Source organism: Roseateles terrae (assembly GCF_014192155.1).
Taxonomy (GTDB): Bacteria; Pseudomonadota; Gammaproteobacteria; order Burkholderiales; family Burkholderiaceae_C; genus Roseateles; species Roseateles terrae.
Genome location: NZ_JACHXO010000001.1, coordinates 82988 through 108743, shown reverse-complemented (window position 1 = coordinate 108743; position 25756 = coordinate 82988). Strand labels below are relative to the sequence as shown.

Genomic DNA, 25756 nt, shown 5'->3' with positions numbered 1-25756 from the left:
TTTCCAGACGCAGGACGCACCTGGGCCGCAAGGCGGACCGGCGTCGTCCTCAGATGGCGCCGATGCTGCCGGTCACCGGCAGCACAATGCCGGTGATGTAGCTGGCGCAGACCTTGGACGCCAGGAAGACATAGGCGGGTGAGAGCTCTTCCGGCTGCGCCGCACGCTTCACATCCGCACTGCTGCCGAACTTGGCGACCTTCTCCGCCGGGGCATCCGCCGGATTGAGCGGCGTCCACACCGGCCCCGGTGCGACCGCATTCACCCGGATGCCCTTGGGCAGCAGGTTCTGCGCCAGCGACTTGGTGAAGGCATGGATCGCCCCCTTGGTCGATGCATAGTCCAGCAGCGTGCCACTGCCCTGCAGGCCCACCACCGAGCCGGTGTTCACAATGGCGCTGCCTTCCTTCAGGTGCGGCAGTGCGGCCTGGGCCATATGGAAGTAACCAAAGATGTTGGTGCGGAAGGTCAGCTCCAGACGCTCTTCGGTGAGGTCTTCCAGCGAGTCGGCATGCTCCTGGAAGGCCGCGTTGTTCACCAGGATGTCCAGCTTGCCAAAGCGCTTGACCGTCTGCTGCACGGCGTCCTCGCAGAACTTGCGCTCCTGGACGTCACCACGGATGAGCAGGCACTGGCGGCCTTCCGCTTCGATATGACGCTGCGTCTCGCGCGCATCCTCGTCTTCGCTCAGGTAGACGATCGCGACATCCGCGCCTTCGCGCGCGTACAGCACGGCCACCGAACGCCCGATGCCGGAGTCTGCGCCGGTGATCAGCGCCACCTGATCCTGCAGCTTGCCGGAGCCCTTGTAATCAGGCGCCAGAAAGCGCGGTGCAAGCTCCAGATCGGCCTCATGGCCGGGTTTCTCGATGTGCTGCGCCGGCAGTTGGCTCGGCTGCTCTCGGGTCCCGGCCTGCAGAGGCCGGGTGTCCTCTTTGCCGCCGCCCTTGCCACTGCCCTTGCTGGCCCGATCCGACTGGTCCTGATCCTTCTGGATCTCACGTTGCTGGTCCTGGGTGTTTTTGCTGCTCATGGGAACTTCCTTCCGAATGCTTGAAGAAGCTTGAAGAAAAAAGGAGTGATGAGTTGGGATGGCAAGCCACGCACCGGGCGCGCCGCTTGCAGGATGAACCTCACACTTCCAAGGACCCTGCCCATGACTCCCACTCTTGCCGCATCCGCGCGGGTGCTGGCGCACAGCATTCCGCCGTCTCCGCCCTTCCCCAATGAGGTGCCCAGCGTGCCACCCCCGCCGCACGGCCCTCCGACCGCGCCGGAACCCGGCCCGCCAGAAATCATTGACCCGCCCTTGCCCGAGAACCCGGTGCCTGTGCGCGAGCCGCCCTACATGCCGCCGCCCACCGCCCTGCACTAAGGCCCCGCGCCGCGGCGGATACAGCCGATGGCCCATTGATCCGTTCGACATTCGGGCGAATCGAGCCTGATCCAGCGGTGTCACATGGCACGGTGATTGCCTAAGACCGAGGGTTGTTTCTCTCTGTCACAGGAGTCGCCTTTGAAGGGTTTGCTGATCCAGGCGCTGCGACGCGCCGCCGCTGAAGGAATTCTGGCCAGCCTGCTGTCCGGAGTGGCCCTGCTGCGGGGCAGCCGCACTGACCATGCCCACCGTGTCGGGTCGTTGATCGGCGCGCGGGAATACCGCGTCGGCCGCCCGCCTTTGTTTTCCCGTGCCTCGACGGTGGCGGTGCATGCGGCCCATTCCGTCATTTGGGGGGCCTTGTATGACCGCGTGCGCTGCCTGCGCCGCCGCCCCACCCGTCTCAATGCCTGTACCGATGCACTGATGCTGACGGTTGTGGCCGCCGGCATCGATCAGATCGTCAGTCCGCGCCGTCTCACGCCCTCCGCCGACCGCGCCGCCGAAGCCGGCAGCAAATGGCTGCTGTGGGGCGGCTTTGCGGCGGGTCTGGCCTTTGGCGGCCTGATGGCGGTGCGCCAGCAAGCGGCCGAGCGCGATGCCAGCGGCATCAATGACGACAACGACAACGACAACAACGATCCGCGCGCGGGCTTCGGTCGATGGCATCGACCGCGGTTCCTTGCGCGCCCAGGGAGTGGCGAATGAAATCCATCCATCTTCAGATCCGGTTCCTGGTGCCCTTGCTGGTCACCCTGACGGTGGCCGCCCTGCTGGCGCTGCCGCTGCTGGATCGCATGACCCTGCGCTGGTTCTCGCGCGACCTGAGCGCTCGCGGTGCGATGGTGGCCAAGACGCTGTCGCTGGCCATCTCGGACATCGAACCCAACGCCAAGCTCGACCGGCTGCGCGGCCTGCTCGAACGCGGCGTGCTGGACGAACGTCTGGTGGGTATTGCCCTGTGCAGCGCCACCAATGAACAGATCCTGAGCACCAAGGGCTTCCCCGGCTCGCTGACCTGTGGAGAGGCGCGCGAGATTGCCAAGAAACAGGATCCGCGGCTGGAGCTGTCCAGCGGCGCCGTCCACATCGGCGACTTCCCGGTCAATGCTCAGCAGGCGGATTCCGACCGGCTGGTGCTGCTGCATGACCTGAGCCTGCCCGACCGCCGCAGCATCGACACGCGGCGCTACATGATCATTTTCATCACCGTGCTCGGCCTGGCGGTGGCCGGCATCACAATGATCGTGGCGCAGCTGAGCTGGCGCGGCTGGGTGTCCGGCATGCGCGCCATTCTGCGCGGTGAAGGGCTGGTCCGGCCGCTGCTGCAGACCGGCACCGGCAGCGCGGTGGCCGACTCCGCTCCGCCGGAGCTGCAACCGCTGGAGGTGGAAATCCGCCAGCATTTGCGCGAGCTGGAAGACAACCTCTACCGGGAGCATGGCCCGCTGACGCCATGGGATCCCGAACGCCTGCGGGGCCTGCTGCGTACGCAGCTGCGCGGTGACCAGGTGATCGTGGTGTCCAACCGCGAGCCCTACATCCACTTGAAGGGCAAGGATGGCGGCATCACCGTCAGCCGCCCGGCCAGCGGTCTGGTGACCGCGGTGGAACCGGTGATGCGCGCCTGCTCCGGCACCTGGATCGCCCACGGCAGCGGCAGCGCCGACCGCGACACGGTGGACGAGAACGACCGCGTGGCGGTACCGCCCGACACCAAGGACTATGTCCTGCGCCGCATCTGGCTGACCGAAGAGGAAGAACAGGGCTACTACCAGGGCTTTGCCAACGAAGGCCTGTGGCCGCTGTGTCACGTGGCCCACGTGCGGCCGGTGTTCCGTGAGTCCGACTGGGCCCAGTACCGCGCGGTGAACCAGCGCTTTGCCGATGCGGTGGTGGCCGAAGCCCGCAGCGACGATCCGGTCGTGCTGGTGCAGGACTATCACTTCGCCCTGCTGCCGGCCATGGTCCGCGAGAAGCTGCCCAAGGCGACCATCATCACCTTCTGGCACATTCCATGGCCCAACCCGGAATCCTTCGGCATCTGCCCGTGGCGCCGCGAGCTGCTGCAGGGGATGCTGGGCAGCACCATCCTCGGCTTCCACACCCGCTTCCATTGCAAAAACTTCACCGAGACGGTGGACCGCTACCTGGAAGCCCGCATCGAGCATGAACACGCCACCATCAGCTACCAGGGGGAACCGACGCTCGTGCAGAGCTATCCGATCTCGATCGCCTGGCCGACGGACGATGAACGTCTGCGCTGGCCGGCCCCGAGCGAGGCCCGCCGTGCGGTGATCGAGCGGCTGAAGCTGCCGGACGATGCCTGCATCGCCGTCGGGGTGGACCGGTTCGACTACACCAAGGGCATCCTGGAGCGTCTGCATGCGGTGGAGCGCCTGCTGGAGAAATATCCCCAGTGGCAGGGCCGCTTCGTGCTGGTCCAGGTGGCCGCCCCGACCCGGAATGCGCTGGAGGAATACCGCGAATTCCAGGACCGCATCCACCGCGTGACCGATCGCATCAACCAGCGCTTCGGCAGCGACGGCTACCAGCCGGTGCGTCTGCTGGCCGAGCATCACGACCATGCTGCGCTGATGGAGCTCTACCGGGCCGCCGACATGTGCGTGGTGACCAGCCTGCACGACGGCATGAACCTCGTCTGCAAGGAGTTCATCGCCGCCCGCGACGACGAGCAGGGGGTGCTGATCCTCAGCCGCTTCGCCGGCGCCGCGCGCGAGTTGCCGGAAGCGCTGGTGATCAACCCCTATCACGTGGAAGAAACCACCGACGCGCTGCACCGTGCCGCCAACATGCCGCCGAACGAGCAGCGGGAGCGGATGGCCAGCCTGCGTATGACGGTGCGGGAGTTCAACGTCTACCGCTGGGCCGGACGCATGCTGGCCGATGCGGGGCAGTGGCGACTGCGCGAACGCATTACGCGCCGGGTCCAACGGCGCGCCCGCGAAGGGTCGGAGGCGATCGACGCATGAGCCTGCAACAACATCTTCTTGGACCCGAAGGGCGGCAGGCCCTGACCCGCCTCGTGCAGCAGCAGCCGCTGCTGGCCTTTGACTTCGACGGCACCCTGGCGCCGATCGTGATGCATCCGGACACCGCGCGCACGCCGCCGTCGATGGTACCCCTGCTGACCACCCTCGCGCGGCGGCTGCCGCTGGTGATCCTGACCGGCCGACAGGTGGAGGATGTGCAGCAGCGCTTGGGCTTCACGCCGACCCACATCGTTGGCAACCACGGCGCCGAGGATCTGATCGAGGGCCCCGACGCGCGGGTGGTGGAGACGCTGGCACCCTTCCGGACACGGGTGGAGGACCGCCGCACACGCCTGTCGACCGCGGGCGTATTCATCGAGGACAAGGGCGCGTCCATCGCCATCCACTACCGGCTCTCGCCGGACCCGGTGGCGGCACGCGCGGTGATCGACGAACTGCTGACCGAACTGCCCCCCGAGGTGCTGATCGAGCCCGGCAAGCAGGTGGTGAACGTGCTGGCGGCCGGTGCGCCGGACAAGGGCGATGCGATGCATCGTCTGATGGCCCGCTACGGTTGCCGCAGCGGCTTTTATGCCGGTGACGACACCAACGACGAGCCGGTGTTCGAGCGCGCCGAGCGCGATTGGGTGACCGTCCGGGTCGGGCCGCGGCTGGACAACAGCCATGCGCGCTACTACCTGCAGGAGCAGGCGGAGATGGCGCAGGTCCTGCAGCATCTGGTGGACACGCTGGGCGCTTGAGGGGCCCGCGCCGGGGCGGGCTCCGCGGTCAGGCGCTTGCGGGCGCCGCTGGAGTGGAAGCGGGCGCTGTCCGTGGATGCGGAGGCACACGGCCGAGCGCCTTCACCTGCGCCAGCGTCCGCTCCATCCGGTCCAGCATGACCGCCGCCTGTTCTTGATTCACCGCGGTGTCAAACCCGTTTCTCAGGGCCACCACCCGGTCCAGCAGGCGTGCCATGGTGACGGTCACGGGACCACTCGCCTGGGCATGCGCCTCCAGGCACAGCGCGTCACGTTGCCTGATCTGTGCAGCGGCGTCGGGCCATGTTCCCGCCTCGGTACTCCGGGCCATCTGCAGCGCCAGGTTGTTGAGATTGAAACTGTCGCGGGCCGCCGTTTCCGCCCGGTCCATCCGTCCCTCGCTGGCGTACTGCAAGCTGGCCTGGTAAGCACTTTTCGCTCCGTCTTTCCGGTAATGGAGCATCTCGTCGAGCGCGGGTCGGCTGGCCAGAAAGTTGCGCAGCGCGATTTCGGCCAGCACAGCTTCCTGCTGGACCGCTGACACCCGCTGCGCCGTGGCCACATCCCGCTCCAGCTGGTCCAATGCAGCCAGATAGCCTTGAGAGGGAAGTTCCCGGGGCCCTGGCAACTCCGCGTGCAAGAGACTCAAGCGCTGACTCAGTTGCCGGCTGCGGTCGATCTGGGTGAAGCGCAGGCGCGCGATCGCCAGTAGATCTTCAATCCGCTCGCGGACGGTGCGCGGAGCGGCCGCGGTGTGGCTCGCCATGCGCGTCAGCGTGCCGGTGGGGGTGCACGGCGGACTCCAGGTCGGTGAGCTGGCTGCGGTGTCGGGCGCGGGGCCGGCGGCCGCCATCTCTGCAAACGGATCATCGGTCAGCGGTTCCGCGGCAGGCGCCTGCGCATACCAGCAGCTGCTCTTGAGCTGCTGATACATCTTCGGGACGTTGCCCTTCTGCATGCCTTCCGCCAGCATCTGCTGGAGTTCGTCCTTCTGCGCCTCGGTGCCTTCGCGGGCGCAGCGCAGGATGGCGTCAGCGAACCAGCAGTATTGCCGTCCCTGATGATCCGCCCGGCAGGCGGACCGGACATCGCCCGCCTCAAACGCGCGCCTGGCATCCTTGAACTTCCGATGCGCCACCGCCAGCTGGCGCTGGAGCAGGAGGTCGAACCGATCCTCCAGCGGCTCGGTCTGGATCCAGTCGAACGCGTGGATCATGTTCCTGCTCAGCCCGGTGAGCCGGTTCCAGTCCTGCTCGTACGTCGCCACTTCGTTCTTGAGATTCGCGGCAAACTGGCGCCACGCTGGCGTGAGCTCGCGGTCGCTCAGTGCGTAGTCCTGCCCGGTCAGCGCGGCGCGGTAGAGAACCAGCAGCGCTCCCCCTTCCGGCTTCCAGGCCTCCAGTTTGCGTACGCAGCTCATGACTTCGTGACAGAAGAGCACCCGGGATGGCAGCGCTGGAGGGATGTCGGCGCTGTGCAGCGCCTTCCCGGCGCACGCGGCATCACTTACTCCGGAAGCCGTCCCCCTCAAGACGGAGTCGTTCTCCGCGCGCATGGCTTCCGCCTCGTCGCTGCAAATTGCTGCATAGCCCGCGTGCGGGCCGGTCTTCCTGCCGAACATGAATGCTTTCTCTGGGGATTGGGGCGACGGGCGGGCATCGATGGGGAACGCCGGGGGAAGGTCGGCCGCAACATCGAGGGGGAGCGTCAGGTGTGAGCGGGTGCTTTCTGCGTGGGAAGGAACGACGTCCGCTTGTCGCCGGCGCGCCGCATGATCAGATCCACCCTTTGCAAGGCCTCGTTCATGCCAACCAGCAGGCGCTCGGCGTCCTTCCCGCTTCCGGCTACATCAAATGCCTGCAGCATCCGCGCCGCCCGTTTGAGCAGCCGCTCGGAGGCTGGCGAGGCGCGGCCTCCCAGCAGGCGCGTGTAGTGCTCCGCCGCCTGGTCCCGGCGCGTCAACTGGGCCTTCGCGTCCGGCCATCGGCCGGCCTCGGCCATCAGCACCCGCCCGGCCGCCTGACGGGCTTTCTGGCCGGTGCGTTCAGCCATGGCTCTGGCCTCCTCCGGCGCCCCTTGCTGGAGGGAGAGGCCCGCGTCTTCGACCCCCCGCGTGATGGCTGCCAGTGTGGCGGCCATCGGCTGACGCCACTGCGGGTGTTGCTGCAGCAGTTGCGCCAACGCGGTGTGCGCCCGCCTGCTTTCGTCCAGCTCATCGCAGGCCAGCCGCGCCACCCCGATCTGATGATGCAGATCGTTCAGCAGGGCCTTGTATTCAGGTCGTGCCGACTTCGCGGCTTCCTCACTCTCCCGGACCAGCAACATCAGCACATTCTCGATGTGACGCCCTGGGTCAATCCGCGCACCTTCGGTCCGGAGGATGACGCTCGCCTCGCTCAACCGCGCCCAGAAGTCCGGCGCTGGCACAGACGCCTGAGTCGAGACGCCGGGCACTTCGGAAGTGGTCGGGGTGGCTGGAGCGCCAAATGTTGCGGAGGCTGCGGAGCTTGCAGAGGTGGCGCTGGCCGCTGGGGTGGTGGCGGCCTTGGGTCCGGACGCGGCGTCTGCTGACGGTGGCCAGGGCGGGAGGCTGCCGCGCGAACGCCATGCAGCGGCCTCCACCAGCGCCTCCTCCGCCTCAGGAGGCTCGCGTTTCGCGCGCACGGCATCGAGAACTGCCATCATCGCCAGCTGCTCCTGCGCCGTCCCATGGCGATGACACAGCAGCAGATCCCGGGCCCGTTCGCAATACTTGAGGCCCTGGGCATCCAGAGCCTGGGCAGACGGGAATCGCCGATTGAAAAACGCTTCCCGCGCCCTTTGAAAATTGGCTTCTGCCACCGCCACCTGCATCTGGAGATAGTGATCGAGTGGACCGTCCAGCGGCTGAGCCAATGTCGCGTCAAACTGCTCGGCATGGCGCTCGCGCAGGCCGGGCAAGGACTGCCAGGCCGCGTCCATCTCCTTGATCAGATCGGCGTGATAAGCCGCATAGCGTCGCCATTCCACATGCTTCACATGCGGATCCAGTCCGGCATCCACCACGTCACAGAGGTCTTCGAGCAGGCGTTTGGCGTCCTTGCTGTGGAAGGGACCCCAGGCGAGCGCACGCCCCAGGCTGTCGCGCGCCAGATGGGAAAAAGCGAGGGGTGAGGCCAGCTCCGGATGGTCCTCGGCTGCTGGCGCCGAGGCACCCGCCGTGCGGTCGGAACGGTCGGTCCGCGCCGAACGGGCGGAAGGCTCGGCACGCTGAGGACGTTCGGGGCGTTCCGAACGCCCCGCGCTGCCACCCCGCGCGTCCCGAGACGGGTGTTGGGGTTCGGCCTGGTCTTCCCATTCCGGCACGGCGCTGTAGCCGCCGCTAAACAGTTGAGCGAAGCGGCGCATCATCGAGCGTCTCCCGGCAGGCTTGGCGGGCGCATGGGGAGGTGAATGGGAGGCAAGGGTTGCGGCATGTGGGAGACGGCTGCGACGGTGACGATGGGGGCGGCGGCGGTGGCTGGGGGCGGGAACAATGGAATGGGAGGCGGCGCATGCGGTGGCCACCCGGGCTCCCCGGAGAAGCCCGCACGGGAGAGCGACAACCAGATCAACTGCAGTTCCGCCAGGCACTGCTCACAGGTGTGGGGGTCGGGGGAGACGTCCAGCGTGTCCATCAGTTCCTTCGCGCGGGACGCGCTGAGCAAGTCGCGGCCCGCTTTGACGGGCTTGTCTGTCCAGCGATCCAATCGCATCTTCAGCAGACTGCGCTGCTCGCCGATGCTCACCCACCGCTCGATGTCCGCGCCGGGCTGCTGCGCCAAGGTCAACGTGGCGCGACATAACGCCACATGCCTGCGCTGAAGTCGCTCGACCGCGTCATAGTCTTCCTGCTGGTAGGCCCCCGCCATGGCCTCGCAATGGCGTTCCGCCTGTGCGAGACGATAGTGCTGAGAGTCCGGCAGCTGATCCATGGCCGCCTTGATCTCGACAAGGCGACGTTCCGCGTCAGCCACCGATTCCGATGCTTCATGGGCTTTGGCAACGCGTGCACCCTGCAGCTCAATCCAGGCGCGATTGACCACATTCAAGCGAGGCGGCCCGCCGGTGAGGGCTTGCGCCATCGTGACGCAGGCGTGCTTCAGTGCGGCCTGCAGCCCTTGGGCCTGCGGAAGGCGGTCCGCCGCGGTCCGCAGCCGCTTCAGTTCTTTGAGGGCTGCTTCCTTGTGTTCAAACTGACGCAACGCCGAACACCGCTCCTGGCCGGCTGCATCCGGCACCCAGGGATGGGAATCCGGCGAGGCCCGCCAGCACCAATGCTGCACGCGGTGCTGCCAGCCCGGCAACTGCGCGCTGGCGAGAAATGCCCGCACCTCCCCATAGGATCCCTGTTGACGGCAGCGCTCGAACATCTGTTCGAGATGCACCTGCTGCGGTGGGGTGGCCCGCTCCCAATAGGGCAGCAGGTAGTGCGCAATATCGACATGCAGGGCCGCCTGCTGATTGGCACTCTTCGCGCGGTCGTGGACGCCGGTGCCAAACCATTGTCGCGACACCTTCACCTGCTGATCGGCGTGCAGCCACTGCTCACGCAGCAAGGATTTCAGGCGCGGGTCGTGCTGCAGGATCATCAAACGCTCCAGCTCTTCCGACTTTCGCTGACTGACCGTGGCCATTTCCTCCCAGTGCCGCTTCAGCGAGAGCACGTGCCCTTGCCATTCGCGGAGCCGCTTCATCTGGTCAGCATTGGCGACGCCCCCTCGAAGTTCTTCGTTCTGTAACCTGCGTCCATCCTCCAGCACGGCCAACATCAGCCATGTTTTTGGAAAGTCATTCATGGCGAAGGTGAGGAAGTCCACCTCCGTCAGCCACTCGGTTGCGGAGAGCGCCGGGGCGTTGAGAGCAGCGCCGGCGGCAGCCTGAGCCCCCGCCCGGCGGGACTCAGCGAAGCTGGCGCGGGGCACAACGCTCTCGTGTTCGGCGACAGGGTGATCGGAATCCGAGAGGTCCTCGGATCGCAGGCACTGCGGCAGGCAGGCGCTGAGTCGAAAGGGCACGGGCACTCCTTGGTCTATGGCACGCGCACCCGCAAGCGACTGCGGTGCGGGATGCTGGGGCGCAACCTCAGTCACGGGGGCGGCGGCTTTGTTCCGCGGTTGTCGCACCGCCGCCGCGCCGAATCAGGAGGCTTCCGCCGGGAAGCCCTCTTCCGGATTCAGCGCCTCCATCGACTCCAGCGCTTGCAGCATTTCCAGGGACCGCACGCTCCGCCCACTGCTGCTGCCGCTGCTGCCCTGGCTGGTGTTGTGCGGGGTGTTCATCCCGCCTTCGGAGCTGCGGATGGAAGCCGGGCTGGGATGCGAGTGCGCCTGCCCTGATCGTGGTGTGGCTCGTGCGGCTGGCGCGGCTGCTGCGGCTTGCAGCGCTTGCGCGGCGTGAACGGCTTGCGGGGTGCGCGGGCCTCCGCGGCTGCCAGGCATCGCGGCGAGCCGGTCACATGCGATTTCGACCTCATACAGCAGCCGTTTGCAATGCTCCATGTCCGTGGATTCGTCCAGCAGCCGCAGCAGCGTCTTGGCCTGGCTCGCATACAGCAGCGCGGGACTGGTCAGCCCGCCCAGGTCGTTCCACGGCTTCAACCGGAGCGCCAGCTCACACCGACGCTCGGCGATGTGAGTCAGCATGTGCTGGTCTGCGCTTCGATTGCGCGCGAGCGCCACCGTGGCGCGGCGCAGTGAATCGCCATGCTCACCCAGCTGGAAGAGCGCGGCATGGTCTTCGCGGTCAAAGGCGCTTTGTATCTCCTTGAGCAGACGTTCCGCCTCGTGCTGCCTGTAAAACTGGGCCGGGGGTAACTGCGGCATGGCGTCGCGGATCTCACTCATCGCCAGCTCCGACAGGCGCATCCGCTGCGCCACGTAGTTGAAAAACGTGATCCGCTGACGCAGCGACTCATACAACTCCCGGTGCTCCGGTTTGACCTGCCGGGGACCGGCCCGGACCTCCGTCTTCAAGGCATCGCACAGGGCCTTCGCAGCGTCGCGCTGCAGGTTGTTCTGCGGCAACGCGTCCGCCTGGGCGCGCAGCTCCTTCAGGGAGTGGACGAGGCTGTGGCTCAGCATCGTCTCGATCGGCGCCGAGTTGGAGGTGCGGGAGGTCCGCGAGCCGGCCGACAGCAGGGACTCCCGCCCGGTGGAGCCGAGATGCTGGCGCAATCGGGCTTCGTCGTCCGGTCGCCGCATCCGGTCCAGGAAGGCCCGCATCTGGGCAGTGCTGTTGACCAACCGGTCGTTCTGGCACTGTCGGCTGAAGGTCCCGATCTCAGATTCGGTCGAGCGTTCCATCCAGGTGATCAGACGGCCCGCCGTCTGCACCCGTTCCGCTGCCTTCGCTTCGGCATCGAGCGCCCGGTCCAGCTGCCCACGCCCAAAGGCTTCCAGCGCGAGATCCACCTGTTGCCGGGCGGGAATCAGCTGCTCATTCAACATCCCCTGACGTGGGGGCGTCGGCTGCCGGCGCATCGCCGCCTCCAGCCGATCGACCCACCGGTCCCTCACCGTGGGCATGGCCTGCCAGGTCTCATCGAGCACGTCCACGTCCCGCTGCCAGGCTTGATAACGCGCCTGCTGCGCCGCCATACGAAGGCCATCCCGATGGGCGTCGCACAGCAGCGAGCGCCCCTGCTGGAGGAAGGACCGCAGCGCGGGTGTCTTCGGCCAGGCCTGCATGCCCTCCAGGCGTCGGTCGATCTCGGCCATCCGCTCCAGGCGGGTCATCGGCATTGCAGCAGCCGCCGCGGTGGCTGAAGCCCCTGCAGCGGCGGTGGCGCTGCCGGCCCCGGCCGGGGTGCCGCGGGCAGGCCCTTCCCCGGCGCGCGAAGACGCACGGGTGGGTTCGTCGTCGGCGTCCATGGGCCGCAGGCATTGCGGCAGACAGGCGGTGAGTCGATTGGGCACAGTCTCTCCTTGCTCCGTCGCATCCGCGTCCACCTCTACCCTAGCGTGGCACGCTGCAACGGTGTCTCAGTCATGGAGATCCTGGCTTTGTTCCCCCTCACGCGGGGGACCTCACCGTCCCTTCAGGGGGCCGGTGACGGCGGCAGCGAGGGCTGCACCGAGGGCGCCACCGGCGCCGGTTCGTTCTCCACCAGCGCCCGCATCCGCGGCAGCGACTGGGGATGTGCCTTCTGGAGCCACGCGATCAGCCCTTCACGCAGTTCGCAGCGCAGGTCAAAGTTGCTGCCGGAGTCCTTGGCGCTCACCAGCACCCGGATCTGCATGGTGCGGTCATTGCTCTCGGTCACCTGCACCCCGCACACTCGTCCGTCCCAATGTCGGGAGGCCTCGCACATCGCCTGCGCCTTGGCGCGCAGCTCTGCCACCGGCAGCGTGTAGTCGACCCACAGCATGACCGAGCCGAGGATGTTGGAACTGGTGCGCGTCCAGTTCTGGAAGGGATGTTCAATGAACCATTGCAGCGGGATGATCAGCCGCCGCTCGTCCCAGATCTTCAGCACCACATAGGTGCTGGTGATCTCTTCCACACGGCCCCACTCCCCTTCCACGATCAGCACGTCGTCCAGGCGGATCGGCTGCGCCATGGCGATCTGCAGGCCGGCCAGGAGGTTGCTGAAGACCGAGCGCGCCGCGATACCCACCACCAGCCCGGCAATGCCCGCCGACGCCAGCAGGCTGGCCCCCAACTGCTTGGCACGCGGGAACGTCATCAGGATGAAGGCCAGCGCGGTGAGCATCAGCGCAGCGCTGGCGATGCGGGCCAGCACCTTCGTCTGCGTCTGGATGCGGCGTGCATGCAGGTTGTCGGCTACATTGGCCGGATTCAATTCGGCAATCGCCTCGGCCACCCCGGAAATGGCGGAGACGCCGAGCCAGGCCACCACCACGATGGTCACGATGCCCAGCAGGTGCTGCAGTCCCTGCAGACCGACGGTACCTTCGGGCACGCCCTGCGTGGCGATGAGCAGGCCGATCGTCGGCATCGCCCAGCGGGCCGGCCGGTCGATGCGACGCACCACCGAGGTCGCGACGACGGAAAACCGGGCCAGTCTCAGCGCCAGCGGTCGGAGTAAACGATGCAGCAGCAACGCCGCGATGACGATGATCACCGCGCCGATCAGCCACTGCCCCCACAAAGTAATGTCGAGCGCCCGCAGGCGCGCTTCCCAGGCAGATGCAGTCATGCGGGCATGGGTGGCAAGTCAGGTGCCGGGGTGCCCAGCGAGGTCTGCTCAGCGAACGTCCCCTCACAGGGCGGTCTCCTGCACCACCCCTGCCCACCGCATCTGCCGCGCGACGTAGCGCCGGAGCGCCTCAGGCAGGGGTTGTCCGAGCAGGAAACGCGCCACCACGATGGCATGGCTCTCCTCCTCAGAGACTCCGAGCTCGAAACCGAGTGATTGGTCAGAGGTCGCTGCGGCCAGCGCCTCCAGGAAGCCGCCTTCCGGCAGGTCCAGCACACCGGTGTTCCAGCCCACCGTGAATTCCATCGATTCGCCCTCCACCGGCTCGATCGACCGGACCACCCGGATCAGTGTTTCGGGCGGCGCCTTCCAGCCTTCCCGGACCAGCATGCGGGCATGCTCCAGCCAGAAGCGTGGCGGATGCCTGCCCTCCGGCGGCCGCCGGGCCGCAGGGACTTCGCGGGTCTCACCGGTGACTTTCACCCCGATGAACAGCCGACGGACCTCCGGGCAATAGCGCGCCTGCTGATGCTCAGGCCGCCCGTTGAAGATCTGACGCGCCGCCGCCGAGTCCGTGCGAAGCACCAGGATGTCCGCGTTGGGGATGAACACCGCGTGCAGTGACCCCGGACGAAGGGTCATCCACTGCGCGACCACCGCATCCACATCGGCTGCGTCGCTGTCACGGTCGTGCCGCAGCATCCGGGCCGCAGTCATCGCATTGATGACGCCGTGCCCGCCCAGACTTTCCCAGATGTCGCTGACCTGATCGGTCTCCAGTGCAACGGGACGGACGGCGCTGGCGTCCAGCGCTGGCAGGATGGGGGCATCTTTCCAGCAGCTGAAGCGCGGCTGAAAATCACGATAGGGATGCTCACAGCTCTGGAGCACGACAGCGTCCGCCTGCTCCGGGGTGAGGAGGTCGCAGCGGACCACCCGGTCCCAGAAGTCGGGATCCAGCTGCGACGCCAGACGCGTGTAGCACGCCCCATCCAGGCAATTGAGCCGGACGGCCTCGGGGTAGTGGCGGTAGCCGCCGTTCAGGACGCGCTCGGCGGCATCCATCAGCGCCTGGGCGGTACGGAAGATGCGCAGTCCGCTGCCGACGGTGCGCGCATCTTCCACCAGTTCCGGCACCTGCTCCATGAGTTGCTCCACCACCCACAATCGTGATTGCATGGCGTCGCGCAGGCCCGGGAGATCCTCCGCGTGAGTGCGGGCGTCCAGCGTCCTGCACCGGAGGTAGGCCTCCTGGCGGGCGCGACTGAGCAGGCACCGGGCGGTGTCCTGCATCTCCAGCCTCTGCAGGGGCAAGGACTGCGGGACCCAGGTCTTGGAGGGGCCAAAGGCGCCCGGTGTCGCCCACACCGGTGAGGACAGATGAAGCCGACGCAGATCGACATCGACATCGACATCCACATCGACATGCCCGTTCCCGAATCGCTCCAGGGACGGATCCACCGATGAACCCACGGATGAATCCATGGAGGGGGACACGGAAGGCTGAATCGCCATCTCCGGGGACGGAGCTTCGACGTCGGCAAGAACGCCCTCACCCGCAGGCGCACGCAAAGGAGAGGTGAACATCACAAGGCTCGCAATTCCATCGTGAATAACGGCCCCGATGCTAGGACCAGCGTGCCCGTCGCACTTTGCGATTTGCCCGATTCACCTGACACCCTGCCGCTTCGCCAGCCTCCGCCTCACAGACCCGTCCCGCCGCCTGTCCCAGGGGCTTCCCGCGGCGTTCTGCCCGGCGTCGCGCAGCCCGTCCAGCGTGTTGCGTGTGCGATCAGGCCAGTCGATTGCCTCTGGGCGGTGAACCGAATTGAAGGAGACCCGCATGAACGCCTCAAATTCCTCCGCACCACCCTCCAAGCCTTCCACCACCGGCGGATCAGACACCGGCCGCCTGCTGGACAAACCGCCGGTGGCACCGGGCGAACGCCATCCGGATCCGCAGAACGTGGGCGACGTGCAACTGCCCCATGAGCGCGACCAATCGACCGGCCCCGACTCGACCGGCGGCATGGGCACCGGCGCCGCGGGCGACCGCCAGCGGGAAGTCCTGCAGCAGGCCCATCAGGATCTGAAGGACGGGCAGGTCGACACCGACCTGCGCGCCACCCCCGGCCTGGATGCGGAACAGCGCCAGGGCATGGTGCCGGATCCCAAGGCAGCCCCCGCGCCGCGAGGCTCCGTCGCACCGCAGGGCAAGGCCGGCCGTTCCTGAGACCGCCGCCAAGCCGCCCCAGAAAAGGCAACGGCCCGCTGAGCGGGCCGTTGTGCCGGGTGCAGACGCGATCAGCTGTGCTGACGACGACGGTCCACCGCCTCGATGCGCAGCATCTGCCGATACTTCGTCACCGTGCGACGTGCCACCACCAGACCCTGGCGCGCCAGCTGACGGGTGATCTCCGCATCCGACAGCGGGCTCTCGGGCTTCTCTGCCTCGATGATGTCCTTGATCAGGCCGCGGATGGCCGTCCCCGAGCAGGCGCTGCCATTGCTGCTGACGATCGCGCGGGAGAAGAAGTACTTCAGCTCATAGACACCGGTCGGCGTGGCGAGGTACTTGTTGTTGGTCACGCGGGAGACGGTCGATTCGTGGATGCCCACCTCGTCCGCGATCTCCTTCAGGCCCAGCGGCTTCATCGCCATGGCGCCGAATTCCAGGAAGTGACGCTGGCGACGCACGATGGCATTGGCCACATCCAGGATGGTGGAGAAACGCTGCTCGATGTTGCGCATCGTCCAGCGCGCTTCCTGCAGGTGGTTCGCCATTTCGGCATGACCCTGGGTGCGATGCCGCTGGAACAGCTCCGCATACACCTGGTTCATCCGCACCTTCGGAATCACCGCCGGATTCAGCTGCACGCGCCACTGGCCCCGGACCTTGGTGGTGAGCACATCCGGCACGATGTAGGGCGCCTGCGTGGTTTCATAACGCCAGCCCGGACGGGGGTCGAAACGGCGCAGCTTCAGGCAGACTGCTTCGGCTTCCGCCACGGTGATGTCCAGCAGCTGGGCCAGCGACGGGATGTCCCGCGAGGCCAGCAGATTCAGATGCTGGGTGATGATGCGCTCGGCCAGCAGGCGGCTGCGGCCGCATTCAATCTTGGGCAGCTGCAGCAGCAGGCATTCGCCGACGCTGCGGGCGCCCACGCCCAGTGGGTCCAGCGCCTGCACCCGCTTGAGCGCAATCTGCATCTCGCCCGGCTCAGGCGGCGGATTGAGCTGCGACACCGCGGCCAGCTCTTCCAGCGAGCTGCGCAGGTAACCGTCATCGTCGACCGATTCCGCCACGATGGAGGCCAGCAGCAAGTCCCGCGTGGACAGCCGCAGCACATTCAGCTGGCTGCGCAGATGCTCCCGCAGGCAGGTCTGCGCGGCCGTCATTTCCAGCGCGCTCATTTCGCCGTCTTCCGCGCGGCGCAATGAACTGCCGTTGTCGGCGCGCCAGATTTCGCGGTCGTCCGGCAGCGATTCCGGGACGTCGGACATCACCGGGGACTCTGCCACCGGCATCTCGCCTTCAAGCGCCGAACCTTCTTCCGAGCTTTCGGTCACTTCGAGGAAGGGGTTGCGCCCCAGCATGTCGGTGACCATCGTCGAAAAGTCCAGCGAGGACATCTGCAGCAACCTGACGGCGTGTTGCAGACGTGGGGACAGCGTCTGAGACTGCCTGTGCTCGTGCCGTAGTTCCAAGGCTCCCACTGTTGCTACTCCTGTGAGGTGTGTGGATGGGTCGGTCCGAGATGCACGAACCGGCCAGATGCGTCATGTAACGCAAGACCCATGCCGCCTCACGACACTGGCGCCCTTTTGCGCCGCCGGGGCGATTGAAATGGCAGCTACCGGGCGGCGCCATGCCGTCTGCAAATGCCCGAAATGCCCCGCAAACACGCGCAATCAGCGCTTGATGGTCTCAGGCATGCGGCCTGCCCCGAATGTTTCAGGAAGCTGCGAAACGGCTCGCAGCGCCCCCCTCACCTTCGCTTCTGATCGTCATCACCCCTGTCGAACGGGCGTGATCCTGCATCCTTTGCGGCATCCTTTACCGATGCGGTCGTGTGCCACCCCATCGCCTCGCTGTTATTACGTGTCCCGCTGCTGAGCCGCAGGGCCGTCGGCGACCACACGTTCGTGCCCAAACGATGGCCGTGCCCCTTTCGCAGGGGGCGTACGGTAACGCCCAGTCCCGCAAACAGAGAACCCGTTCACGCTTTGGGGCGCATTTGAATGCAGGGTCCCACGGTTTCACCTGATTGAAGGACCAGAGCGCCATGCATTGGCGCGGCAATTGCTTTGAAGCCCCCCAGGATGGCTCCGCCGGGTCATTCCTACATCTTCCTTCATTGCCTGATTGCCTGGAGCGCTCGCCCTTGCGTGCCTTTGTCCTTCCCCGCCCGACGACGGTCCGCCGATGGGCCTCCCGCGGCCTGCTGCTGATTGCCCTGCTCTTCCTGTTGCGGGAAGCAAGCAGCATCGTGCTGCCGGTGCTCGTGGCACTGATCCTCACCTTCGTGATGGCACCGGCGGTCCGGACGATGCGGCATCACGGCATTCCGGAAACCATCAGCGCCGCCATGCTGGTGACCACCCTGGTGGGCTGCACGGTGCTGGCCCTGGCGCTGCTGGCCGAGCCGGCGGCGCAGTGGTGGCAGCGCGCGCCGGAGGCGGTGTCCCAGGCGCTCAACCGCGTGGACCGCTGGCGCGCCTCCATTCCCGGCTTTGGCCCGGAACGCCGCACCGGGTCACGGGCCGCTGCGCAGGCCCCGGATCCGTTGCGAGAGAAGATCACCAGCGAAAGCGTGGCCCTGACCGCCACCGTGGTGGGCCAGGGCCTGCGCTTCGTGGTCTCGGCGGCGGCCACCACCGTGCTGCTTTATTTCCTGTTGGCTTCCGAGCACTGGGTGCTGTCCCGCTGCATTGAACTCTTGCCCGCCCGCCCCCGATTACGGGCCGTGGTGCTGGGAGGCCTGAGGGCGGCCCAGCGGGACATCTCGCGCTATGTGGTGTCGGTGGGGCTGATCAACAGCGGCGTCGGCCTGGTGGTCGCCTGCGTGATGTGGGCGCTGGACCTGCCCAATCCCGGCCTGTGGGGCGCGATGGCGGCGCTGATGAACTTCGTGCCCTACCTCGGCCCGCTGATCATGTCCGGGCTGATCTTCGGCGCTTCGCTGGCCTCGTCTCCGGGCGACGGCAGTGTGCTGGCGCTGTGCAGTCCGATGCTGGCCTACCTGGCCATCCATGCGGTGGAGGCCAATGCGGTCACGCCGACGGTGGTGGGTAAGCAGCTGTCGATGAATCCGCTGTCGGTGCTGCTGTCGGTGATGTTCTGGGGCTGGCTCTGGGGCATGGCGGGCGCGGTGCTGGCGGTGCCGCTGCTCATCCTGCTCAAGGCCATCAGCAAGCGCAACCGGCTGATGCGCCCGGTGTCGGTGTACCTGCAGGGCAGCGACCGTCCCAGTCCCAGCCTGGCGGCGCTGCTGCATCCGGCCGGCGCGACGGTCACCCGCATCGACACCACCATTGACACCGCCATTCACACCGAAATCGTGGAAGGGCCCGCGGAACCCGCCCGTCTGCAGGCGATGACCCGGGACACGCACACCGAGATCCACACCGATCTCCAGCAGCCTCGCTCCGCCCCTTAGACTGCCAACCGTTGCGTTTCGAATTGAACAGCATCCTTTCCCACCCGTCGTCCAGGTCCGATGCCGGCGCCTGGCCGCGCTGGCGCGTCCGAAGTGCCCACCAGCCCATGCCTCTTTCGATCAGAACCCGACTGCTGCTGCTTGTCCTGTCCGTCATGGTGCCCAGCATCCTGGCTGCCCTCTGGGTGAGCTGGCGGACCTGGCAGGATGAACAGAAGGCGCTGGTGCGCCATCTGCAGGACAACACCCGCGCGCTGTCCATGGTGGTGGACAAGGAACTGACGCAGCGGGCCAGCATTGCGCGCATGCTGGCGCTGTCCCAGTCGCTGGACAAGGGGGCGGTGCTGTCGCCGGAAGACCTGGCGACGCTGCAGTTGCAGTCCCGACGCGCGATGCAGGGCATGGCGGGCTGGGTGGAGCTGTCGACGGCGGATCAGGTGCTGTTCAGCACCCGGCCCGCGATCACGCCCGCCGGTGCGGACGGCACGGCAGGCATGCCCGGCACGAACGCCCCGAACGCCCCGAACGCGACGAATGCCGCCAACGCCGCCGGTGGCAAAAGCGCGGACGGCACGAATGCAACGGCACCCGCCGTCAGCGGCGCGGGCGGCCCCGGCACCCTCCCCGCTTCCGCCCTGCGCAGCAGCGCCGCAGCGTCGGCGCCGGGCAACTTCATGCGCAGCGCCGGCAGCGGCGCCCAGACCGTCACCCCCCCCATTGCCAACATGCTGGCCCTGGTCGACAAACCGGTCATCGGCGGCCTGGAGCCGGATCCGGTCAGCGGGCAGCTGCGCGCCGTCATCGTCCAGCCGGTGGAGCGCAATGGCCAGGTGCAGATGAACCTGTCGGTGACGCTGCTGCCGCAGGAACTCCAGCAGATCATCGATGCCCAGAAGATGCCGGCGGACTGGACCGCCACCATCATGGATGCCACCGGCACCGTCGTCGCCCGTCACCCGGGCGGCACCGCCTTCGCCGGGCGCCGGGCCACGCAGGACCTGCAGCAACGCATGGCGGAAAACCGGGAGTCCGTCTTTGAATCGGTCACGCTGGACGGCCAGCCGGTGATCGGCTTCTTCAGCACCTCACCGCAAGGCTGGACCTTCCTGACCGCCGTGCCCCGGCACACGGTGCTGGGGGGCCGCGCGCAGGCACTGCGCCCGATCGTACTGGGGTCGCTGCTGCTCATCCTGGGCGGCTTCGGGGGCGCGCTGTGGATCAGCCGCCGCATCTCGCGACCCATCCATCAGCTGACCGACATCGCCAACAAGCTCAGAGCCGGAGAGCCGGTGCAGGCCGGCGCCACCGGCATGGCGGAATGCGACGAAGTGGCCCTGGCCCTGGAAGACGCCAGTGCGGCGATCCGCCAGGGTCGCGGCGAACTGGAGCGACGGGTCAACGAGGCCATCATCCGCACCCGCGAGGCGGAGCAGCGCAGTTCCCGGACCCAGCGCACCGCGGCGCTGGGCCGCCTCACCGGCGGCGTGGCCCACGACTTCAACAACCTGCTGGGCGTCATCAGCAACAGCGCCCACCTGATCCAGCGCAGCCCGCATGCCGAGTCGCTGTCCATGCCGGTAGGCGCGATCATGCGCTCGGTGGAAGTGGGCAGCCGGCTGACGCAGCACCTGCTACGCGTGTCCGGCCGTCAGCCGGTGCGGCCGCAGGTGCTGGACATGTCCACCGCCCTGGGCGAGATGAAGGAACTGCTCGCCACCGTGCTGGGCAAGCGCATGCAGCTGCAGCTGGTGGTGGCACCGGACACCCGCACGGTGCATGTCGATACGGCGGAGCTGGAACTGGCGATGATCAACATCGCGCTCAATGCGCGCGACGCCACCAATGGCATGGGCGAGATCCTGCTGGAAGCGCGCAATGCCGAACCCTATGAGCGACAGGACGTCGGCCCCGGCGACTATGTGGTGATCACCTTCACCGACAAGGGCGCCGGCATTCCGGAAGAGGTGCAGGCACGGGTCTTCGAGCCGTTCTTCACCACCAAGGAAGTGGGCAAGGGCACGGGCCTGGGTCTGAGCCAGGTGCTGGGCTTCTGCGTACAGGCCGGCGGCACCGCCCGCATCGCCAGCACGCCGGGCTACGGCACCACGGTGACGCTGTTGCTGCCTGCCAGCACGTCCGCCCCCGCGGCCCGTCCGGATGTGGTGACCGACCCCGGCGCCCTGGCGGGTGCCAGCGTGCTGCTGGTGGAAGACAACGAGGAACTGAACCGGGTGACCGCCAGCCTGCTGCGCAGCCTCTCCTGCCAGGTGACCACCGCGGCCAACGCCGAGGAAGCGCTGAAGCAGTTCGGCAGCGGCGCGGCCTTTGATGTGGTGCTGTCGGATGTGGTGATGCCGGGCGGCATGGATGGACAGGCGCTGGTGCGTGAACTGCGCCGCCGTCGCCCCGGCCTGCCGGTGGTGCTGATCAGCGGCTACAGCGACGCGCTCACGGCGGAGTCCTCCTTCCCGGTGCTGCGCAAGCCGGCCTCCCCCGCACAGCTGCTGGATGCGCTGGCACGTGCGATGGGCAAGACGGCGACGGCGCATCGCGCGGCGGACTGAGTGGCGGACTGAGCAAGCACAGGAACACCCCTTGCTGCCTGGAAGGCATCAACCTTCCCAACTGAGAGGCAGCACCATGGACAGCAACGACGTCATCGACGAACTGAACACCCTGATTGAGACCTGCAAGGACGGTGAATACGGCTTCCTGAGCTGTGCCGAGCATGTGCGCAGCGCCAGCCTGCGTGAGGTCTTCGCTCAACGCGCAGCCGGCTGCCGCGAAGCCGCCGGTGAATTGCAGCAACTCGTGCGGCAGCAAGGCGGCAAGCCGGAAGACGAAGGCAGCACCAGCGGCGCGATGCACCGCGGCTGGGTGGCGGTGAAGGGCACCCTCACCGGCTACAGCGACCTGGCCATGCTCGAGGAATGCGAGCGCGGTGAAGACGCGGCGGTGGCGCGCTACCGCAAGGCCTCGCAGAAGGCCCTGCCGGCCGGTGTGATGGAAGTTGTGCAACGCCAGATGGCCGGTGTGCTGCGCAATCACGACCAGATCCGCCTGCTGCGCGACCAGGCGCGCAATGCCGCTGACAAGACCTGATCGCGGCTGAGGATCGGGCGGCATCGGAGGCCGTCCGCACGTAGCCAGGAACAAGGGGCCGTCCCGACATCGTCGAGACGGCCCCTTTGTTTGGACGTTCAGTTTGGCTTCGGCTTGAGGTCTGCCTGGCTTCGGCGGATCACAGACCCGCGCGCACGCCCGGAGGCACCGGTGCATCAGCCTTCACCGAGGGCCCAGGCCCTTCGGTCGCAGGCGTTGGGGTCGCAGGCGTTGCGGCATGGCTGCGTGCCTTGCGCTTCTGCTGCATGCCCTGCATCAGGCCGGCCACCAGCCCCAGCAGCAGCTGGGTCGTGTCCGGACCGAGGCTGCCGCGAATGCGCGCCGGCATGAATCCCCAGGCCATGGTCAGCATTTGCAGCATGCCGAGTTCGGGCCTGACCTTGCCGTCATGTCCGGCGGCGCCGTGAGCACCGGTCGCAGCGCCTCGCGGCCCCGCATCCGGCGTTGCCGCTTCCGCAGCCTTGGCGCCCAGCACCGATCCGAGCAGACCGCTCAGCAACCCGGCACCCAGCGGGGGACGCCTGGCCGACGCCTCATCACGATGCCCATGCCGACGCGGACGCCGGCGCAGCAATCGCCAGAAAAGCCAGCCTGAGCCCACGCCCAGCACGGGTCGTAGCCAGTGGCTGGGCGCCATCAGCGCCTGACCACGGGCCTTGAGGGATTGCGAATGGTGACGGAACTCCATGTCACGCCGGACCACCCGCAGCTCGATCAGATCGATGCGGGCATTGAGCTCTTCGAGCGTGTCAGGCGCTGGGGGCTGCGGGGCGGCCATCGGCGGGGGTGTCCTCTTGGTCACGGGGGTCGTTGAAAAGCCAGTGGAACTGACGACGAGAGGCCGGCAGCGACATCAGCGGCGCCAGCGACTTCATCGCCGAAGCCACCCAGCCCAGCAGCAGCAGGTTGATCACCAGCACACCGAGACAGGCCCACGGCAAGGCCAGACCCAGATGGACGGCCAGTGCAATCGCCCCGGCCCACAGCGCAAACCAGGCGGTTGCACCGGCGATGGCAGCCACCACCAGCAGCACCATCAGGTTGATCAGGCCGTGACGGGCGCGCTCCAGCTCCAGCATCAGCAGCAGGGCCCGGCTCTGGAACATGCCGCGCGCGGCCTGCGCCAGACCCTGGAGGTCGCCCATCCAGCCCAGGTCCGGTGGCGGCAACGCGCCCTCTCCTGACGGGGATGGTGGCACCGCATGGGGCGAAGCGCCCCCCGGTGGCGGCTGGTTCAGTGCTGCGCGTTCCGCCGCGGCCGCCGCATCAACGGCGTCCACAGGGCCTGCGGCGCCAGCGGCATGGGCCGCAGGCGGCGCAGGCGTCTGAGGCGACAGCCCGTCGGGCAGAGGCGCAGCACCCGTGTCGCGACGGGGATGGCTCATGGACGCGCTGGCCTCAACGTGCCAGGCGGGCGATCAGCAGGCCCAGCGCGAACGCGGTGCCCACAGCCACGAGCGGATTGGCACGCACGCCGTCGCGCGCGCCTTCCATCCACTCGTCACCCGTGCTGCGCAGCTGGTCGGCGCGTTGATGCAGCATCTCGCCCGTGCCCTCCAGGCTTTTCTGCAAATGCTGCACCGCCGGGGTGGCCTGGTTGGCCAGCTTGTCGATGGCGGCGTGGGCACTCTGGGCCACGCGGTTCACCAGCTCCACGCCAGACGTGTTGCCGAGGGTGGACGAACCATTGCCGGACAGACCGCCCTTGGCGGCATCGTCGGACGTGGTGAAGGGGACGGTCTTGTCGCTCTTCTCATTGTTGGGCGTGGTGCTCATGATCGTTTCCTTTGCTTGAAGTCCGGGATTGGATGGGCAGGTTTTGGCAAGCGGCATGCCGGGTGACGACGGACGACGCCGGGCCGCCTGATTCCAGGTTCATGGCAGGGGAGGCTTGGGATGCATGTCCAGGCCGCGGTCGGGGGACTCGGCCACCTGCGGGCGGTGAGCCTCTGGATCCATCATCTCTTCGATGATGAAGTGGCCGTAGTACTGCGCCCGCTCCGCACCGTGCGGCCGGACCGTCTCGGTGATGCGCCGCGCCTGCGCGTCGTCGCGGGCCTTCACCACAACGAAGTGGTAGCCGCGCTCGGCCAGCTCGCCGTGCGCCCGCAAAAGATTGATCTCCTGGCCGATGGCGGCCAGGGGGCTCGCATTCTTGAGGTCCTCAGCCACCTGCGCGACCATCTGCGTGTCGGAGAACCGGTGAATGTCGCTGTCCTCCAGCGCCAGAGCGCGTAGGGCGTCGGCCGCCGCCTGCGCCTGGTCGGCCTGGGGAAATGCGATTACCAGATGATCCACCGGCTTGTAGACGCCAAAGCTGGTGGGGCGGTCATTCGGATGTGCCATGGGAAGTCCCTCGCAGTCCAGGAGCCAACGGCTCGGAGCCCTCGGGCTGGCAACGGCGGTGCCCGTCGGAGAAATGTCAGGCACGGCGCTTGCCAATGTCACTGGATTCACTGACCACGTCTTCGCAAGGGAAGGAGCGACAAGATGAACGACGGTCTCACCTCGGTGCTGTACGTGGAGGACAGTCCGCTCAACGTCATCGTCATGGAGGCGATGTTTGAGCAGCGCCGGGACTTGCGTCTGCATGTGGCTGAAGCCGGCATGCCGGCATGGCGCATGAGTGCGCATCTGCAGCCGTCGTTGTTGCTGGTCGATCTGAATCTGCCGGATTGCCACGGCTCCGAATTGCTGAAACTGCTGCGCATGCGTCGTGGCTGGGCGCGCGTGCCCGCCATTGCGGTGACCGCCGATTCCGACTTTGACGCCCTGGGTGCCGGTTTCCAGGAAATGTGGTCGAAGCCGCTGGATGTACGCCGCACGCTGGCCCGTCTGGGGGAGCTGCTGCCACCGCCCAAGGGCGCGCTGGCCGGCGCGGCCCACGCGCCGCAAGCGCTGAATACGGCCAGCATGCCGGCAGCCTGCACCGCGCAGTCGCCGCTGGCGTCCCACCGTTCCCTCCCCGCATTCCGACCGGAGTTCCGATGACCGAAGGCAGCCGTTTTCTGACCCCTCAACTCGCTCAGCAGGCCGCTCGCGCGGTGCAGCCAGCGATTGAATCGCAGCTCCAACGTCAGGAGGTCAGCGGACTGGGCGTCCTGCACCTGGTCGTGCTGGACCCTGCCGTGTCGCCCTGGGAGCCGCAGGCCGCACCCCGGTCGCTGTACGAGCATTCGATCGGCGACCGTGGCCGATGGGATGTGGACTATGCCGACTATGCCCGCCGCAAGGCTGCCCTCTCCTGGCGTCACCGCATGGACAGCCGCCGACTGCAGCTGCTGGAGCCGCACCGGCTGACGGGCGACGACGCGCTGCTGTGGGGCGGCGTTTACCTGGACGGCATTGTGGTGGCCGCCAGCGGCGCCTTTCCGATCTGGGACGAGTGCTTTTCGATGATGCTCGCCGTGCAGATGCGGGCCCTGGCGTGGGAGGCGGCCGAGCAGGCACGGTGACGATGCGGTGAAGCGGGCAGCGCCCGCGCGCGTGTTGAATCGGATGGACGGGCGGCAGGACCAGCGGAACTGCCGGCGGAAGCACCGGCTGTCCTTGATTCAGGTGGCGAGGACCTTCCCTGCTGTGCACTGTCATCGGCACGCCGCCTGCCATGAGGACAACGCAGCAAGACTCGTCCCCCTGGCAACGATGCCGTGACCGACGCC

Annotated in this window: 22 protein-coding genes; 10 read left to right on the top strand and 12 right to left on the bottom strand. The window is 67.4% G+C overall.

Translation table 11 applies throughout. The annotated features are described in order from the left end of the window. Positions 1 to 49: 49 nt before the first annotated feature. Entirely contained in the window at positions 50 to 1033 is a 984-nt protein-coding gene (locus FHS28_RS00500; protein ID WP_088449572.1) for an SDR family oxidoreductase, read from the bottom strand. Between the two features lie 123 nt (positions 1034 to 1156). Between FHS28_RS00500 and FHS28_RS00495 the strand changes: the two genes are divergently transcribed. From FHS28_RS00495 to otsB, 4 genes are all read left to right on the top strand, one after another. After that, positions 1157 to 1375, top strand: a complete 219-nt coding sequence (locus tag FHS28_RS00495; protein ID WP_184293922.1) for a hypothetical protein — start codon at positions 1157 to 1159, stop codon at positions 1373 to 1375. Positions 1376 to 1516: 141 nt separating this feature from the next. After that, positions 1517 to 2086, top strand: coding sequence for a general transcription factor IIH subunit TFB4 family protein (locus tag FHS28_RS00490; RefSeq protein ID WP_184293920.1), 570 nt, complete (start codon positions 1517 to 1519; stop codon positions 2084 to 2086). Beyond that, positions 2083 to 4371 (top strand): alpha,alpha-trehalose-phosphate synthase (UDP-forming), encoded by a 2289-nt coding sequence (locus tag FHS28_RS00485; protein WP_088449574.1) that lies wholly within the window; start codon positions 2083 to 2085, stop codon positions 4369 to 4371. Before FHS28_RS00490 ends, FHS28_RS00485 begins: the two co-directional genes overlap by 4 nt. Next, entirely contained in the window at positions 4368 to 5132 is a 765-nt protein-coding gene (gene otsB / locus FHS28_RS00480) for a trehalose-phosphatase (protein WP_088449575.1), read from the top strand. The genes FHS28_RS00485 and otsB overlap by 4 nt, the downstream gene beginning before the upstream one ends. A 28-nt stretch (positions 5133 to 5160) precedes the next feature. Here the strand turns inward: otsB and FHS28_RS00475 are convergent, their stop codons facing one another. From FHS28_RS00475 to FHS28_RS00450, 6 genes are all read right to left on the bottom strand, one after another. Further along, on the bottom strand, positions 5161 to 6552 hold the full coding sequence (locus tag FHS28_RS00475; protein ID WP_088449576.1) for a chemotaxis protein CheA: 1392 nt from the start codon (positions 6550 to 6552) through the stop codon (positions 5161 to 5163). Positions 6553 to 6839: 287 nt separating this feature from the next. Continuing rightward, positions 6840 to 8522 (bottom strand): hypothetical protein, encoded by a 1683-nt coding sequence (locus tag FHS28_RS00470; protein ID WP_088449577.1) that lies wholly within the window; start codon positions 8520 to 8522, stop codon positions 6840 to 6842. Beyond that, positions 8519 to 10168, bottom strand: coding sequence for a hypothetical protein (locus FHS28_RS00465; protein WP_088449578.1), 1650 nt, complete (start codon positions 10166 to 10168; stop codon positions 8519 to 8521). Before FHS28_RS00465 ends, FHS28_RS00470 begins: the two co-directional genes overlap by 4 nt. A gap of 123 nt (positions 10169 to 10291) precedes the next feature. Further along, the gene (locus FHS28_RS00460) at positions 10292 to 12067 is read right to left on the bottom strand and encodes a hypothetical protein (protein WP_184293918.1); all 1776 of its coding nucleotides are present in this window, start codon (positions 12065 to 12067) and stop codon (positions 10292 to 10294) included. Positions 12068 to 12189: 122 nt separating this feature from the next. Further along, positions 12190 to 13311 (bottom strand): mechanosensitive ion channel family protein, encoded by a 1122-nt coding sequence (locus tag FHS28_RS00455; RefSeq protein ID WP_088449580.1) that lies wholly within the window; start codon positions 13309 to 13311, stop codon positions 12190 to 12192. A 63-nt stretch (positions 13312 to 13374) separates the two neighbouring features. Continuing rightward, the gene (locus FHS28_RS00450; protein WP_088449581.1) at positions 13375 to 14796 is read right to left on the bottom strand and encodes a hypothetical protein; all 1422 of its coding nucleotides are present in this window, start codon (positions 14794 to 14796) and stop codon (positions 13375 to 13377) included. A 358-nt stretch (positions 14797 to 15154) separates the two neighbouring features. On the opposite strand from FHS28_RS00450, the gene FHS28_RS00445 reads away from it, so the two are divergent. Then, positions 15155 to 15544: a hypothetical protein gene (locus FHS28_RS00445; protein WP_088449582.1), complete on the top strand. Its 390-nt coding sequence runs from the start codon at positions 15155 to 15157 to the stop codon at positions 15542 to 15544. Between the two features lie 71 nt (positions 15545 to 15615). Here the strand turns inward: FHS28_RS00445 and rpoN are convergent, their stop codons facing one another. After that, positions 15616 to 17028 (bottom strand): RNA polymerase factor sigma-54, encoded by a 1413-nt coding sequence (gene rpoN / locus FHS28_RS00440; protein ID WP_088449583.1) that lies wholly within the window; start codon positions 17026 to 17028, stop codon positions 15616 to 15618. Positions 17029 to 17696: 668 nt separating this feature from the next. Here rpoN and FHS28_RS00435 point away from each other — a divergent pair. The 3 genes from FHS28_RS00435 (at position 17697) to FHS28_RS00425 (ending at position 22073) form a co-directional block, all read left to right on the top strand. Then, on the top strand, positions 17697 to 18971 hold the full coding sequence (locus FHS28_RS00435) for an AI-2E family transporter (protein ID WP_184293916.1): 1275 nt from the start codon (positions 17697 to 17699) through the stop codon (positions 18969 to 18971). 107 nt (positions 18972 to 19078) lie between these two features. Further along, complete coding sequence (locus FHS28_RS00430) at positions 19079 to 21535, top strand: ATP-binding protein (RefSeq protein WP_184293914.1); 2457 nt, start codon at positions 19079 to 19081, stop codon at positions 21533 to 21535. A gap of 76 nt (positions 21536 to 21611) precedes the next feature. Then, positions 21612 to 22073 carry a ferritin-like domain-containing protein gene (locus tag FHS28_RS00425; RefSeq protein ID WP_088449586.1) on the top strand — a complete coding sequence of 154 codons (462 nt, stop codon included), beginning with the start codon at positions 21612 to 21614 and terminating at the stop codon, positions 22071 to 22073. A gap of 139 nt (positions 22074 to 22212) precedes the next feature. Here FHS28_RS00425 and FHS28_RS00420 read toward each other — a convergent pair whose 3' ends face one another. The 4 genes from FHS28_RS00420 to FHS28_RS00405 all read right to left on the bottom strand — a co-directional run bounded on the left by FHS28_RS00420 (position 22213) and on the right by FHS28_RS00405 (position 24440). Continuing rightward, positions 22213 to 22872, bottom strand: coding sequence for a hypothetical protein (locus FHS28_RS00420; RefSeq protein ID WP_088449587.1), 660 nt, complete (start codon positions 22870 to 22872; stop codon positions 22213 to 22215). Continuing rightward, complete coding sequence (locus FHS28_RS00415; RefSeq protein ID WP_184293912.1) at positions 22844 to 23479, bottom strand: phage holin family protein; 636 nt, start codon at positions 23477 to 23479, stop codon at positions 22844 to 22846. Before FHS28_RS00415 ends, FHS28_RS00420 begins: the two co-directional genes overlap by 29 nt. Positions 23480 to 23492: 13 nt before the next feature. Then, a complete protein-coding gene (locus tag FHS28_RS00410; protein WP_088449589.1) occupies positions 23493 to 23870 on the bottom strand; it encodes a hypothetical protein in 378 nt (125 codons plus the stop codon). A 99-nt stretch (positions 23871 to 23969) separates the two neighbouring features. Continuing rightward, positions 23970 to 24440 (bottom strand): hypothetical protein, encoded by a 471-nt coding sequence (locus FHS28_RS00405; RefSeq protein WP_088449590.1) that lies wholly within the window; start codon positions 24438 to 24440, stop codon positions 23970 to 23972. A gap of 144 nt (positions 24441 to 24584) precedes the next feature. On the opposite strand from FHS28_RS00405, the gene FHS28_RS00400 reads away from it, so the two are divergent. Beyond that, positions 24585 to 25085, top strand: coding sequence for a response regulator (locus FHS28_RS00400; RefSeq protein ID WP_088449591.1), 501 nt, complete (start codon positions 24585 to 24587; stop codon positions 25083 to 25085). Further along, on the top strand, positions 25082 to 25549 hold the full coding sequence (locus tag FHS28_RS00395; protein ID WP_088449592.1) for a hypothetical protein: 468 nt from the start codon (positions 25082 to 25084) through the stop codon (positions 25547 to 25549). Before FHS28_RS00400 ends, FHS28_RS00395 begins: the two co-directional genes overlap by 4 nt. The last annotated feature ends 207 nt before the right edge of the window (positions 25550 to 25756 follow it).